Below are 15,170 nucleotides of genomic sequence, written 5' to 3' on the forward strand. Positions count from 1 at the left end.
ATGAACGTAGGATTAACGTAGGATAATAAGTATCAAAACGGCTTCTGACTATAAACTAAGCCGGATATCAGAACCTGAATCCGAAAGTAATATAAGGCAATATACCTTCTTCCGAACGACCTACCACCGCAGACAATACCACCAGATTAGCAGGCGTAAAATAGATACCTCCACCATAACCATCATGCCATGCACTGGATTTCTGGCTCTGGTACCATACACGACCTACGTCATTGAATGCAATCAGACCAACACTGGCAGGGAACAGATAAGAACGGAAGTCAAACAGTTTAACACGTAATTCTACGTTATTGTATACTGCCATATTACCGGTGAAACGGGCATTACGATAACCTCTCAGGTTCTGCACACCACCGAGGGTAGCCGCCTGGAAGTATTCATAATCTCCCCAGATCTTGTTCACACCAAAACGGGTGACCAATACCACACTGGTTGGTACATGGAAATTAGTATAAAGACTCAGATCACTCTGTACCTGTACATAGTTGCGGGTTTGTGCATTCAGTCCCTGACTGCCATATACAGATGTATTCCAGCTGATACCTCTTGTTGGGATCAGTGCATTGTCACGGGTGTCTATCTTTAAACCTACACGTAAACCTGCATATGTTTTAGATTGGAATACAGAGAGCGAATCCAGTCCGTTTTTAGGGAAGTCAGAGGTGATACGACCGGTTGTTTCGTCTTTATCCAATGTATAGTAGGTGAAGGATGGACCATAATACAGAGCGACATTCTGTGACAGCCTGGTATTCAGCAAAGGCTCCACATTGTACAGACTGAATCGGGTACGATAATAACGGATACCCAGTGATTTGTCAAAGTCAGATTCGTTGCCAAAGCCGAAGAAGTTCACTGTATTATTCGGTGCTTTTACATTCGCGGCAATGGTCAGATCAGAATTACCAATGGCATCGGTAAATTCTCCAAAGTAACGGAACTGCCATGCGTTGGTACCAAGGGAATGTCCTGCCAGTACAGTATGTCTGGTAGCAAACGGACGTTTGCGGAAGCCCTGTGTGGTATATTGGAAACCGGCGCCCAGTGACAATCCATCATCCTGGTTAAAGGCAGCGGAAGCCAATGGCATCAGTTTATCATACTGGTAACGGAAGAAGGTACGTTCGTAGCGGATGTTGTCAGGGTTGGAAGACAGGATACGTCTGTCATTACCATGCATATCAAAACTGTCTTTCTTATTAGCGAGATCATAGATACGGATACGTTTACCTGCATGACTGCCGGTACTGTCCACATAAGTATCAACGTTTCTGCCACCAATGATACGGATCTTGATAGGAGAGCCATTATCTCCTTTTACAACATATTTGTCTTCTCCACCCAGACCGAAGATCCTGATCTCACGGGTATCTTTCGGATCAAACAAACGATGGTAGATGGTCTGTTCCAGTTCACCTTTTTTATTGATCTTGGTAACTGCCACATCTATTTTTCCTTCCGGCTGACGTTCGATGGTGAATAACTCATCTTTTTTAGTACCTACAATTTCCACATGTCTGGAAATGAAGCTATAGAACTGCAGGGCTTCTTTTTCCAGTATATCACGGCGTGCCTTCAGGGTAGTGTATACCCGTTCGCCCACCTGTGCTTTGATATTATCAGGGAACTGGTTGACTGCATTTCTGATCACCGTATCTGTCATACGCAGTACGAAGGCATGGGAAATATCTTTCCATTCCTGCTCACTGAGTTCGTTCATGAAAGAACGGTCAAATGGCTGAGCGGTAGGGTTTTGTCCTTCGATATACCTGATCTTAGGACGGAAGCCCTGAATATTAGGTAAAGCCCATTTTCTGGAAGCGATGCGCGGTAAGAGGCCTTCATTCACAAAAAATGCCTGATCCCTGTCGCGCGGAATCGGAAAGTATACCTGTGTTTTTGCTTTTTTACTGTTTTCAGCACCCCATCTCCACTGGTCATCATGACGGTCCCAGTCAGCGATCAGCCAGTCCAGCAGGCGTGCATTCAGTACAGCCGACTGATTCACAGTGTTGTCATTATCACCCTGAATCTGTTCGAGCAGCTTTGGTGTATTCAGGGTTTTACCCTTTACATCCGGTTCTCTTTCTTCAAAGAGATAGACATCATCACCATAGGTATTCGCATAGAAACCCAGCACGGTATCTTTCGGCAGATATACAAATCTGGGGTTTGTGTGATGAACCCCAGCCGCATCAGCTAATGTACCGACAGCCATAGGCGCATAAGGGTTGGCCGCAGAGATCTGGTCTTGCACCACATCTTTCGCGATCGTTTCCCGTAATGCTTCGGGTACCGCTTTCGCGGGATATTTCTTTAGTGAACGGAGTACCCATTCAGTACCATTCTTATCTTCCAGACGCAGGGACATGGTCTGCATACCACCACCACGTTTCAGGATCTTCATACCACCTTTTTCCTTATTCAGGTCCAGTACAGGGAAGTCCATTGGTGTAGCCCATACACTGCGATAATTACGTCCCATCAGCCAGTAATGGAAGCCGGTCTTATCAACATATTGTGAATCGGCAGCCATGGAAACGGTTGGCGGCAGCTGGCTGGCAGAAGGACTTGCATTGGCAACGGTGCTGGAACGAACGTCCTGCAGGCTAAACAGCTGTTGTGCATAGGAAGGACCATCTGTTTTATCAACCGTGTAGTATTGTACTTCTACACGACCGCTTTTGGATATCTCCAATACGGTATAGCCGTTCTCATTGCTGGCATATAAAGACTTACTGCCTTTCTTTACGCGGTTTTCTTTGGCGCCGGAGCCGCTCACGACATAGAAATTCTGGTCGTCGTTGATAAGCTGCAGCGTATGATCATGACCGGATACGAAGATTGCCGGACCATGAGGTTTGATCGCTGCTTCCACACCTCTGATCATTGACTGATAGATCGGATTGGGAATATCTTCCGGTGTACCGAATACGCCACGGGTGATCGGATAAATAGATCCGATCAGCGGTAATGGTATGTACAGGTTCTTTTTCAGATCAGTGAACGGGAAGATATGCTGCTTGATAGTATAATAACCACCATGCACACTATAACTTCTGAAAGGGTGGTGCGCTGCAAATATGATCAGTTTATTCCTGTTACGGCTTACGATATCGCTCACTTCTGCGAGTACTTCTTCCCTTGTTTTAGTATCGCAGGAAGATTCGGAACCCGGTTTCTGATAGGGGAACAGCCACCACTCGGTATCCATAATGATGAGGGTGGTGTTGTTATCAAGATGTACTTCTTCCGGCCCCGGACAACCATCCTTCGGAAGGAAGTTGACATTAGGCAATTGTAAGGAGTCTATATATAACTGCTGGTTGATCACTGTTTGCCATCCATCTGGTTTAGACCGTTTCCAGTCATGATTACCGGGGATGAAAATGGCCTGTGTAGCAGTATTTTTTACAAGGCCTACCTGATAGTCAAGTATTTGTCTGGCCTCATCATATCTTGCGGCGCCTGCATCGGGTAAGCCGAGCGGGTATACGTTATCGCCGAGGAACAATACGGTATTTCTGGCATCCTGGAGGTTGATGCGTTGTTTTACTGCGTCTATAACAGGGTTATGACCGTCCTTATGCAGCTCCCCGGCATCGCCGATCAGGATCACTCTGCGTGCGAGACTGTCATCTTTCATCTGCGCCTGAGATAGCAATGGCAGTAATAGAAGGGGTAAAAGGTGTCTTGCTTTTGGTAAAATGCTAATCATCGTGATGAGTTGTACTTAAATTTCAGAATATTGGCTTGCGCCTCGTCTACCGCTTCGTTAGATATGTACATATCGCCATTTGCAGTGAAGGAGATACCTTCAGGCTGTGGGAATTTGCGATGTCGTAGATTATAAGCCTCCTGTACTTTGCCGTCAAGGTCAGTGATGACCAGCATACGGTTGACAGCAGATACGATGTACAGGCGTTTTTCAATGGGATGGACGGCGGCGGCTGAAGGCTTGAAATGGCCTACATCTCCACCGGTGAGTCTTGCAATCTCAGCTACATTGATGCGGAATGCAGGTGCAGTGTCATACTCCATGGTATTCAGCTGAAACCGGTAAGCGGAGGTAAAACCTTCTCTTTTGTCTTCGTCACAGGCTTTGCAGATAGCTACCAGGCTATTGTTTCTTGCATCAAAATAGAGGCTTTCAAATTCCCTTTTACCGGGGATAGATAGCTTGTAATGTGTAGCGTCGGCCGTATCTGTAAACATGCCATGTACATGATACAGGTGCCCGTTACTCTTTAATACAAACCAATCGTTACCTGTAGTCGCGAGATCTTCGTAGTCGCCGCTTTTGTCGAACTTGGAAGTAGGGTAAGGCTTTTCGGTGTCCAGGTCGATAGAGTAGATCTTGCCCTCCTCGTCATTGATCGCCATGATATGGTGTTCGTCCGGAGCGAGTACAATACCGGATATTTCCTGCATGGACTGCCTTACACGGTAACGGGTAGGTTCTGCAAGATTATAACCCTTTGGAGAGCTATATTGTTTATCTTCCTGATTGAAAGCGTTACAGGACAAGAACAGAAAAAAGAACGCAATATATCTTACTTGCATAGATGAGTTGTTAATATTCAATGCAAAAACACAACGGACTGGATATCCGCTGTATTTTGTATTGCTTATTTGCAGAATAAAATTAACTTAAAAATGCAGTAACTTGCTGATCTCAGTTTTGCTTTTTTAACTAAGGCTTATGCACACAGGATTAATCATAGAAGCAGCAGAAACATATGTTGCAAAGCAATACCAGGAACATCCTCACCCTAACCTGGTCTATCATAATTTAGAACATACAAAGCTGGTAGTTGCAGCAGCACAGCAGATTGCAGCGCATTACCGGCTGGCAGATAATGACCTGCTGATTGTATGTGTGGCCTGCTGGTTTCATGACCTTGGCTACCTGATGGGAGAAACGAAAATGCACGAGGAGAAGGGTGCAGAGATGGCAAGGGCGTTCTTAAATGTACAACAGATTCCAGAAGATATACAACAACAGGTAACTGGTTGTATTATGGCTACGAAGATGCCTCAGCATCCGAAGAACCTGCTGGAAGAGATTGTATGTGATGCAGACCTGTTCCACCTCGGTACGAAGGACTTCAGAGACAGATCCCGTCTGCTGAGACAGGAAATGGAACTCTACAGTGGAAGGGAAATCCCCGGTGCAGTATGGAATGCCGGTTCGCTGCGACTGCAGGAATCGCACCACTATTTTACAGCCTATTGTAAGGCGTTATTACAACAACAAAAAGACGAGAACATCGCAAAGTTGAAAAGTAAACTCGAAAAACAGGAAGAAAAGGCACAGAAGAAAGACAAGGCCGCGAAACACGCATCAGATGAGTCGCAGGTGGAAGCAGCAGTAGCCGTAGTCGTACCGGAAGCCAGCGTGACCACCGTAGAGGAAAAGAAAAAAGACAAGAAAAAGGATAAAGAGAAAGAACCCAAACCGGGAAGAGGCGTAGAAACCATGTTCCGTACCACGTCCACCAATCATATCCGCCTCAGCTCTATGGCTGACAGTAAGGCACATATCATGATCTCGGTGAATTCCATTATCATCTCTGTGATATTGGGCGTGTTGTTCAGAAGACTGGAAGATTACCCTAATCTTATTATCCCTGCCTTTATCTTCTTAATGACCGGCGTGCTGACCATCATATTCTCGGTACTGGCTACCCGTCCTAATATCAATGTAGGTAAATTCACCAAAGCTGATATCGACAGTAAAAAGACCAACCTGCTGTTCTTCGGTAACTTCCATAAGATGTCGCTGGAAGAATATAGCTGGGGAATGACCGAGATGATGAAAGACAATGAATATGTATATGGCAGCATGATTCAGGATATCTATCACCTTGGCGTGGTGCTTGGTAAGAAATACAAACAGCTGCGTATTGCCTATAACATCTTTATGTTCGGACTGATTATCTCCGTAGCGGCGTTCCTGATAGCAGCATTATTTTTCCCGGTGAAGAACTAAGCATGAGTAACAAGACGATTTCTATGAATGTACCGCTATATGACCGCGACCTGAGCTGGTTGTCGTTCAACTACCGCGTACTGTGTATGGCAAGAGATGAGAAAGTGCCTTTGTATGAACGGATTAAGTTCCTCTCTATCTTCTCCTCCAATCTCGATGAATTCTTTAGAGTACGTATGCCGGCAGTGCTGGCAGTAAATAAAGTATTGGATAATAATCCGGCGGCTGCCGGAGAAGAGATCATTTCTCCGGATACCCTGCCTGCTATACAGGCGGAGATCAACAGGCAGCTGGGCGTGTTTGGACAGACACTGACCGGACAGTTATTGCCCGCCCTCGGGAGTTATAACATACATCTCTATTACAACGAACCTATTCATACACAACACCATGAGCACCTGCGGGAATATTTCCTGACACGGGTGCTTAGCTTCCTGCAACCACTCTGGCTGCGTAAAAAGAAGCCGGAAGAAGTATTTCTGGAGAATAACCAGTTATACCTTGTGGTGTCTGTGACGGAAGATAGCGCTCCGGATATGCAGCAATATGCACTGGTGAATATCCCGAGTGCATTCCTGCCCCGCTTTATAGAATTGCCGGCGCTGGACAATGTCTACTACATTGCCATGCTGGATGACGTGATCAGGGATAATATCGGCTTCCTGTTCCCGGGTTATACCGTGAACGGATGTTATAGCATCAAGATCACAAGGGATGCGGAAACGGATATGAATGAGCTGGCCAATGATATCCTTGAACAGGTAGAGACCATGATCGTAAAACGTGAACTGGGTATCCCTACCCGTTTCCTGTTTGATGCGGCCATGCCATTAGCCCTGCGGAAACTGCTGGCTGTTTACTTTCATATACTGCCGGAAGAAATGGTAGAAGGGGGCCGGTACCATAACCTGAAGGACCTGGCCGATCTGCCTATGCCGGTAAAATCCCCTGCATTCGCGTATCCTAAGCAGGCGTCCCTGCCGGAACCCTCACTGGAAAGTACCCCCCGTTTGCTGGAGGAAGTGATGAAGAGGGATATTCTCCTGCATGCACCATACCAGCGTTATGACTATATTCTGCGCTTCTTCAATGAAGCTGCCGTGGATCCGTCAGTACAGGAGATCTATATCACACTTTATCGTATTGCTTCCAGTTCCCAGATAGCCAATGCACTGATCAGTGCTGCGCACAACGGGAAACAGGTAACGGTCTTTGTGGAACTGAAAGCCCGCTTTGACGAGGCGAACAATATCCGCTGGGCAAAGAAAATGAAGGCGGCAGGCGTAAAGATCATCTATAGCATCCCCGGCCTGAAAGTACATGCGAAGATCGCACTGGTAAAACGTCGTCGCGGTTATCAGTGGGATTATGCCGGTCTGATGGCTACGGGTAACTTCAATGAAAGTACAGCACGTTTCTATACAGATCATGTGCTCATGACTGCTCATCCGGGTATGACACAGGAACTGGAGCTGCTGTTCTTATATCTGCAGGCAAGAGAACAACCGGCTAAATACAGCTATCTGGACTTTAATCACCTGCTGGTAGCACAGTTTAATATGATGGCCCGTTTCAAACAGCTGATTAACCGGGAGATTGAAAATGCGCGTGCCGGTAAGCCTGCAAGGATCACTATTAAACTGAATAATCTACAGGAAAAGGAAATGATCGCAAGCCTGTATGCTGCCAGTCAGGAAGGTGTGGAGATCGATCTGATAGTACGTAGCATTTGTTGTCTGGTACCCGATCAGCCGGAAAGCAGCAATATAAGGGTGCGCCGTATCGTAGACCGCTATCTGGAACATGCAAGGGTTTTTATTTTCCATAATAATGGTCATGAAGAGGTGTATATGGGTTCTGCCGACTGGATGAACCGTAACCTTCACAGACGTATTGAAGTTGTTTTCCCGGTCTATGATCCGGCATTACAGCAACAGCTGAAGGAAATTATCCGTTTACAGCTGGCTGATAATACCAATGCGGTCAGATTGGATGAGAATATCCGTAATATTGAAATAGAACCGGCAGAAGGAGCCGCGCTGGTTAATGCGCAGGCATCTATCTACCAGTATGTGCAATCACTGTAAAAACAACCTATCCGGCTTATGAAAAAATATCTGTGGCTCCCGGCTGTGTTGATGCTGCTAAGTGCTGGCATTACACATGCACAGGAAAAGCAACACCTGGATCTTGAACATATCTATAACCCGGCTGCTGATGCTGCTGCTGATCTGGCAAAGGCACAACAACAGGCCGCGGCGCAGCATAAACATATTCTCGTGGAAGTAGGTGGCAACTGGTGTATCTGGTGCAAACGCTTTTATAAGATGCTGCATGAAGATTCAACACTATTGTCAGAGGCAGAGAATAACTATGTGATCTATTATTTGAACTATAGTAAGGAAAACAAAAACCTGCCCCTTCTTCAAAAACTGGGTTATCCACAGCGTTTTGGTTTCCCTGTACTTTTAGTACTGGATGCAAAAGGTAATCGCCTGCATACACAGAATACCGCCTTACTGGAAGCAGCAGATGGGTATGATAAAAAGAAAGTCGCGGATATGCTGAAGCAATGGTCGCCACAGGCACTGAATCCTGCTTTTTATACCAATCAATAAGTCCGTTATGGAGCACACCCCTTTTCCACCAGCTGCCCGGGCATTTATGCGTTTTGCCGGACATCCGTTCAGGTTCTCCCTTTATCTGTTCTGGAAACTGCCTATTGCCTGGTTATCAGGCGTCCGGCTGAAACAGCTGACGGAAACGGGGTGTGTGACAGTTATACCATTCAGGTGGTTATCCCAGAACCCCTTTCGCTCTACTTACTTCGCCTGTCTGGGTATGGCCGCTGAAATGAGCACGGGTTTGCCGGCCATGATGTATGTCAGAGGCGCCACTCCCAAACGTGTATCGATGCTGGTGACTGGTATGCAGGCCAGTTTTATGAAGAAAGCAACCGGCAGGACCTGGTTTACCTGTGAGGATGGAACAGTGATCAAAGATGCGATCGCACGTACAGCCGCCAGTGGTGAACCGGAAACAGTCACCGTCAACAGTACTGGCAGAAGCCACGATGGCACAGTAATTGCCTCGTTTGCTATTACCTGGTCCTTTAAAGGCAAGGGCTGAGTACATATACCATTACAGTTCATTCTTCAATATCACCACATGAAAATTGCATTTCACGGCGCCGCACGTACGGTTACCGGATCAAAGCACCTCATTTCTCTCACGAATGGAAAAAAGATCTTACTGGACTGCGGGATGTTTCAGGGTATGGGCAGAGAGACAGACGCGATGAATGAAGAATTCGGATTTAACGCTGCCGGTGTGACCCATATGATCCTCTCTCATGCACATATAGATCACTCCGGGTTAATTCCCCTGTTGGTAAAAAGAGGTTTTAAAGGAACGATTTACTGCACACCAGCCACAAAAGACCTGACGGAGATCCTGCTACTGGATTCTGCGAAGATTCAGGAAGACGATACAAAGTTTACAAATAAGAAATTACGCAAGGAAGGCAAACAGGAGATAGCACCCCTGTATACGATCGATGATGCAAAGAAGAGTATCAATGCTCTGAAAAAAGTGAATTACAATACGTGGTTCCGGGTCGATGACGATGTGGAAGTATACTTCACCGATGCCGGTCATATCATCGGTAGTGCAGCCGTACACCTGCGCATAACAGAGAATGGGAAGACCTCACAGATCACTTTCAGTGGCGATATAGGTCGTTATAATGATGCAATACTCCGTTCTCCGGATGTTTTTCCACAGGCAGATTATATCCTCATGGAATCAACCTATGGGAGTACCCTGCATGCAGAAGCAGCTCCTTCAGATGACCTGCTTATCAAATATATACACGATACCTGTAAGGTGAAAAAGGGAAAGCTGATCATACCGGCCTTCAGTGTAGGACGTACACAGGAATTATTATACGCCCTTAACAGGGCAGAACTGGACGGTAAACTACCAAAGGTGGACATCTTTGTGGATAGTCCCTTATCAAGAGAGGCAACCGATGTGGTAAGACACCATCCGGAAACCTTCAATAAGACTGTAAAGAAGTTACTGGAGAGAGACGATGATCCTTTTGACTTCCCCGGTCTGCATTATATCAGTACCGTAGATGAGTCCAAGGCACTGAACTTCCGGGAAGCGCCCTGTGTGATTATTTCTGCATCAGGTATGGCGGAAGCAGGCAGAGTGAAGCACCATATTGCCAATAATATCAATGATAGCAGAAATACGATCCTGATTGTGGGGTATTGCGAACCACAGTCACTGGGTGGCCGTCTGATGAGAGGAGCGAAAGAAGTGTCTATCTATGGTACCCGCTATGAGGTAAGAGCAGATGTAGGTGTGATCCGCTCAATGAGCGCACATGGTGACTATGAAGACCTGAGCCAGTGGTTATCCTGTCAGGATCCAAAGGAGGTGAAGAAGTTATTCCTCGTACATGGCGAATATGAAGTGCAGACTATTTTCCGTAACTGGTTGCTGAAGAAAGGGTTTCAGGATATCGGGATCCCTGAGCGACATTCGGAAGTAGGATTAGGGTAAGCTTAATAAAACAGCATAAAAAAAGCGTCTGCTAACTGGCAGACGCTTTTTTATTTATTAGTTCTTTAACTCCGTGGCTACTTTCTTCATAAACTCACTTTGTTTCAGCAAAGCGGTCTTTTTATCAGGCGTAGCAAGCGCAGCTTTTTCTTCTTTGTTTCTGGCGATAGGTTGCAGGAGACTAACCAGATAGTTGTTGACCATCTTGTTATTAAACATGAGGGCCATCTTTTTGATGTCTTCCACACCCTGCAGTACCTGATCTGTATTATCCACGATGCTGAGGATAGAGAGATACTGGATTGCAGCTTCCAATTTATCTTGTCCGCTGGTTTCATTGAAGGTCTTTGCAAAGAAGGCAACATCGCTTTCATTACCTTTCTGTGCATATACAGTGGTGATCGCGTTGCTCAGAGCTCCTTTGGAATCAGCTTCCATCTGTTTAGCGAGGGTATAAGCCTTATCAAGGTTCAATACGCTCAGGCTTTCGAGGGCAGCTCCGGCAGCCGCATAAGAACGGTCTTTTACAGCAGCTTCGAATATCGGAGTCAGTGAAGGATCTTTCAGGGAACCCAGCTGACTCAGGGCAGCTGCGCGGACAGTTGAATTGGCATCTTTCTTCGCCAGTTCCTGTAAAGTAGCGAATGCGGTTTCTTTTACCACAGGATCTGTCAGTTTCAGACCACCGATCGCCATAGCACGGAGGCCATAGAATTTATCTTTCAGGGCAGCTATTACTACTTTCAGAGCAGCAGGGTTGGTGCTTTGCTCTTTCAGACAGGCGTCGATCGCTTCGCGACGATCCTGGAATTCAGGAGCATGCGCATACTGGAAGATATAACTGTTGATATCTCTGTGTTCTTTTCTCTCAGCCAGCAGTACTTTATCACCGTCAAAGTTTACCAGATCCGGTTTGGTAGCGCAAGGCAGGGTGAAAGTGCTTGTTTTGTCGAAGATAGTCACCTGATGACGTACTTTCTTACCACCTGCGTAGATATCGATCGCTACCGGCAACTGGAAGATCTTATCACCTGTCTGCTGCTGTTCTACGGTGACGGTGACAGTCTTGTTGGTCTCATTAAAGGTGGACTTGATGTCCAGTACAGGGTAACCCTGACCATAATACCATTGGTTGAAGAACCAGTTCAGGTCCTGACCGCTCACTTCTTCAAAAGCGAGGCGGAGCTGGTGCGCTTCAGCTGATTTGAAGGCGTTTGTCTTCAGGTAGAGGTTCAGAGATTTGAAGAAGGCGCTGTCACCCACTACATTACGTAACATATGCAGGATACGGCCACCTTTCTGGTAGCTGATTGCATCAAACATGTCTTCTTTATCATGGTAATGGAAACGTACCAGGTCTCTGTCGCCGGAGTACTGGGCAAATTTCTCATAGCTCTGCATGGCTTTGTAAGCATGATCGTCAGCAGCATCCTTACCATATTTATAAGCCATCCACAGGTATTCACTGTAATCAGCGAAAGATTCGTTCAGGGTCAGGTTGCTCCAGGATTCTGCGGTAACCAGATCTCCGAACCAGTGGTGGAACAATTCATGAGCAACAACTGCTTCATTGTAGTTGTTATTGTCCAGCAGTTCCCTGTCGGTTTTCTGCAGGAAGTCGCCGTGGATGGTTGCAGTAGTATTTTCCATAGCGCCGGAAACGTAGTCTCTTACTACCACCTGAGAGTATTTTACCCAAGGATAGTCATAACCCAGTAGGTTGGAGTAGAAGGTCATCATTTCCGGGGTATTACCGAAGATGGCTTTCGCATAAGGAGCATATGCCTTTTCCACATAGTAATTCACCTCTTTGCCTTTCCACTGGTCTTTGATGATAGCGAAGTCGCCCACTGCCATCATGAACAGATAAGGAGAGTGAGGCTGGTCCATTTTCCAGTTATCGGTGCGGGTGCCGTCAGCATTGTTTTTCTGGCTTACCAGTTTACCGTTGGAGAGCGTAGCATATTTTTTATCAACTGTAATGCTGATCTCTTCGGTAGTCTTCTGATAGGTACGATCTATTGTAGGGAACCAGGCTGAACTGGATTCTGTTTCACCCTGTGTCCAGATCTGTACTGGTTTATTGGCGATAGCGCTGTCAGGATTGATAAAGTACAGGCCTTTCGCATCGGTGATAGCGGAGCTGCCTTCAGATTTTACCTCTTCAGGACGGGCTACGTAATCTATATAGATAACAAATGATTCTGTTCTCTGGTAAGGCTTATCCAGTGCAATGTGCAGCTGTAAGCTGTCGTAGGTGAACTGCAGAGGTACATTTTTGCCTGCTTTTACGATTGCTACCTGTTTGATGTCCATCGCTTTGGCATCGAGTGTCAGGGAATCGGTGGTATAAAAGTGAGGTTTCAGTGTAAGCCATGCTTTACCGAATAGGTATCTTTTTGCATAATCGAAGCGAACATCCAGTTTAGTGTGCGTCAGGTCATGCACTTTGGGAGATGTAGCACGGTAGATTTTGAGGGCGGGATCTTCTTGTTGTGAAGGGGCCTGCTGAGCAGAGGCTGGCGTATAATAAATTATACCGGTAAGACCTGCTAACAGTACACTTTTAAGCGTGTGCTTCAAAGGTTTGAACATGATTATTAACTGTTTTTTGCCACGAATTAACAGGATTTATCACAAATAATTGTTATTCGGGCTGTTAATATTAAACAAATCATGATAATTGGCTATTATTCGGGATCATTCGCAAAGCCCCCGGCCGGTAAGTGTTTAAAAATGTTATTTTTGTTCCGATACAGCTAAAACCATGTTATGATAAAAGCTATTGTGAATAGCGATCTGTCGTTTAAAGTCGCAACCGGGAAGCATACAACTACTTGTGATGAGCAATCGGTGAATTGGTCGGAGATATCATTACCCGGTGGTAATCATAGTGTTATATTGAATGGAAAGAGCTATATAGCTCAGGTAGCTAAGATTGACCGGGATACAAAAACGGTTACCATTATAATAGATCAGCAGGAATACGAGGTGGTGATAGAGGAGCCGATCGATCAGTTGCTGGCAGAGATGGGGATGAAGGATGCATTGAGCCGTAAGGTGAATGATCTGAAAGCGCCTATGCCGGGATTGGTCCTGAAGGTACTGGTAGAACCCGGACAAGCTATTAAGAAAGGTGATCCGGTATTGATCCTGGAGGCAATGAAGATGGAGAATGTATTTAAGGCAGCAGCAGATGCGGTGGTAAAAGAGGTGAAGGTCAAAGAACGGACAGCGGTGGAGAAGGGAGAGGTACTGGTTATTCTGGAATAGATTTTGTAATTATTAAACCAATATAAAGCGATCAGGAATGACGGACAAGTCCGTCATTCGTAGTTATTTAAGTAATGTGTATGCTGCAATTTTTAAAGAGATCTTTTTTCACACTGTTCTTCCTTGGGATGGCATTACATATGTCAGCGCAGGATCAGCAGTATTTTGTGTACATACAAAGTGAAAGATCCCAGTCTTTTTATGTAAGATATGATGGTAAGCTGCTCCCGTCTTCAGACAAGGGGTATCTCATACTTTCCAAAATGCCGGCCGGTACTGCTTCTCTGCGTATTGGTTTTGCAAAAAGTGATGCGCCTGAGCGGGAGTATCAGGTACGTATTACCGGTCCGGCGGATCAGGGATTTCTGTTAAAGCAGGATGGAGACAGGGGATATGCCTTGTTTAATCTGCAGACATTTGCAGTAACCAGACCGGCGACCGCTAAGCAGAAGGAAACAGCAGCAGTTACAGAAGCGCCGGCGCAGGATGCAGCAGTAGCGACTGAACAAGCTCCTGCACCGGTTCCCGTAGCAGAAGTGGCTACTACAACGCCGGCACCTGAAGTAGTAACTGCACCTGCAACGGCTGCAGCGGATACACCATTGATACCAGCGCCGCCGGTACCGGCAGTTTCTGAAGAAGAGAAGAATCAGAAAATGATGGCATCTCTGAAGAAGGACCTCGATTCTACTTTTCCTGCGAAATCTGGGGCAACAGTAGGGCCGGGTACTCGTCCGGTAAATCCTGTCACGCCACCTCCGGTTAAACAGACTAACAAGTTCTCTCAGGCACTTGATAGAGTAGTGAGTGATGACCGGCCAGATGAGATAGAGCCGGAACAGCCTAAAGCACCGGCAACAGCAGCAGTTCCTGCAGATAGTGCAAAGAAAGTGGTACCCGCTGAAGTGGTGACAGAAGCGCCAAAGAAGAAAAGGAAAAGACGTGAACGTGAGCCGCTGACAGAAGAAGAACAACAACTGGCTAGTGCGATACTGGCTGAAGAGAATAAAGATGCTGCGCCAGCACCTGCAACGGTAGCTCCGGCAACGACAGAAACACCTGCACCGGCGCCTGTACAGGATACCCCTGCAGCAGTTCCGGTTGCGGAGACTACGCCGGCGGCGATACCAGCAGAACCGGTAAAAGAAGAAACATCGTCGAAGAAAGATAAGAAGTCACGTAAGAAGAAGGCAGATGATCCTGCTTTTATAGACTTCATGGATACAGGCGGTCATCAGGCGCCACCAGCGGGAACACCTGTTCCGGCGGCAACGACTGAAACGCCGGCACCAGCACCGGTGGTCATTCCGGC

At 46.4% G+C, this 15,170-nt stretch carries 10 protein-coding genes (1 of these 10 cut by a window edge); 7 read left to right on the forward strand and 3 right to left on the reverse strand.

The window, feature by feature from the left end; genetic code table 11:
- Window positions 1-67: 67 nt before the first annotated feature.
- Window positions 68-3,739: a BamA/TamA family outer membrane protein gene (locus FEF09_RS30425; RefSeq protein ID WP_146308674.1), complete on the reverse strand. Its 3,672-nt coding sequence runs from the start codon at window positions 3,737-3,739 to the stop codon at window positions 68-70.
- On the reverse strand, window positions 3,736-4,584 hold the full coding sequence (locus FEF09_RS30430) for an SdiA-regulated domain-containing protein (protein WP_146308678.1): 849 nt from the start codon (window positions 4,582-4,584) through the stop codon (window positions 3,736-3,738). The genes FEF09_RS30425 and FEF09_RS30430 overlap by 4 nt, the downstream gene beginning before the upstream one ends.
- A 139-nt stretch (window positions 4,585-4,723) precedes the next feature.
- On the opposite strand from FEF09_RS30430, the gene FEF09_RS30435 reads away from it, so the two are divergent.
- Genes FEF09_RS30435 through FEF09_RS30455 form a run of 5 tightly spaced genes read left to right on the forward strand, consistent with a single transcriptional unit; the run spans window position 4,724 to window position 10,585 of the window.
- On the forward strand, window positions 4,724-6,013 hold the full coding sequence (locus FEF09_RS30435; protein WP_146308680.1) for a Pycsar system effector family protein: 1,290 nt from the start codon (window positions 4,724-4,726) through the stop codon (window positions 6,011-6,013).
- Window positions 6,014-6,036: 23 nt separating this feature from the next.
- Window positions 6,037-8,100: a polyphosphate kinase 1 gene (ppk1, locus tag FEF09_RS30440; RefSeq protein ID WP_146308694.1), complete on the forward strand. Its 2,064-nt coding sequence runs from the start codon at window positions 6,037-6,039 to the stop codon at window positions 8,098-8,100.
- A gap of 18 nt (window positions 8,101-8,118) precedes the next feature.
- Complete coding sequence (locus FEF09_RS30445) at window positions 8,119-8,631, forward strand: thioredoxin family protein (RefSeq protein WP_146308682.1); 513 nt, start codon at window positions 8,119-8,121, stop codon at window positions 8,629-8,631.
- Window positions 8,632-8,638: 7 nt separating this feature from the next.
- Complete coding sequence (locus FEF09_RS30450; protein WP_261387987.1) at window positions 8,639-9,142, forward strand: DUF4442 domain-containing protein; 504 nt, start codon at window positions 8,639-8,641, stop codon at window positions 9,140-9,142.
- A 39-nt stretch (window positions 9,143-9,181) separates the two neighbouring features.
- Complete coding sequence (locus FEF09_RS30455; protein WP_146308684.1) at window positions 9,182-10,585, forward strand: MBL fold metallo-hydrolase; 1,404 nt, start codon at window positions 9,182-9,184, stop codon at window positions 10,583-10,585.
- A 57-nt stretch (window positions 10,586-10,642) separates the two neighbouring features.
- Here FEF09_RS30455 and FEF09_RS30460 read toward each other — a convergent pair whose 3' ends face one another.
- Entirely contained in the window at window positions 10,643-13,180 is a 2,538-nt protein-coding gene (locus FEF09_RS30460; RefSeq protein WP_146308686.1) for a M1 family aminopeptidase, read from the reverse strand.
- A 177-nt stretch (window positions 13,181-13,357) separates the two neighbouring features.
- Between FEF09_RS30460 and FEF09_RS30465 the strand changes: the two genes are divergently transcribed.
- Together FEF09_RS30465 and FEF09_RS30470 are read left to right on the forward strand one after the other, a co-directional pair.
- Window positions 13,358-13,858: a biotin/lipoyl-containing protein gene (locus FEF09_RS30465; RefSeq protein ID WP_146308688.1), complete on the forward strand. Its 501-nt coding sequence runs from the start codon at window positions 13,358-13,360 to the stop codon at window positions 13,856-13,858.
- A gap of 80 nt (window positions 13,859-13,938) precedes the next feature.
- Window positions 13,939-15,170 carry the 5' portion of a hypothetical protein gene (locus FEF09_RS30470; RefSeq protein WP_146308690.1) on the forward strand. Its footprint extends 565 nt past the window's final position, so 1,232 of the gene's 1,797 nt are visible here — the first part of the coding sequence; it begins with the start codon at window positions 13,939-13,941; the stop codon falls past the right edge of the window.

Source organism: Chitinophaga pinensis, assembly GCF_007896845.1.
In the GTDB taxonomy this organism is placed as follows: Bacteria; Bacteroidota; Bacteroidia; order Chitinophagales; family Chitinophagaceae; genus Chitinophaga; species Chitinophaga pinensis_C.

Excerpts from the sequence above, each read along its gene's own strand:
- FEF09_RS30455 (WP_146308684.1), top strand. The coding sequence starts at position 9,182 with ATGAAAATTGCATTTCACGGCGCCGCACGTACGGTTACCGGATCAAAG.
- FEF09_RS30430 (WP_146308678.1), bottom strand. The coding sequence starts at position 4,584 with ATGCAAGTAAGATATATTGCGTTCTTTTTTCTGTTCTTGTCCTGTAAC.
- FEF09_RS30465 (WP_146308688.1), top strand. The coding sequence starts at position 13,358 with ATGATAAAAGCTATTGTGAATAGCGATCTGTCGTTTAAAGTCGCAACC.
- ppk1 (WP_146308694.1), top strand. The coding sequence starts at position 6,037 with ATGAATGTACCGCTATATGACCGCGACCTGAGCTGGTTGTCGTTCAAC.
- FEF09_RS30435 (WP_146308680.1), top strand. The coding sequence starts at position 4,724 with ATGCACACAGGATTAATCATAGAAGCAGCAGAAACATATGTTGCAAAG.
- FEF09_RS30425 (WP_146308674.1), bottom strand. The coding sequence starts at position 3,739 with ATGATTAGCATTTTACCAAAAGCAAGACACCTTTTACCCCTTCTATTA.
- FEF09_RS30450 (WP_261387987.1), top strand. The coding sequence starts at position 8,639 with ATGGAGCACACCCCTTTTCCACCAGCTGCCCGGGCATTTATGCGTTTT.
- FEF09_RS30445 (WP_146308682.1), top strand. The coding sequence starts at position 8,119 with ATGAAAAAATATCTGTGGCTCCCGGCTGTGTTGATGCTGCTAAGTGCT.
- FEF09_RS30460 (WP_146308686.1), bottom strand. The coding sequence starts at position 13,180 with ATGTTCAAACCTTTGAAGCACACGCTTAAAAGTGTACTGTTAGCAGGT.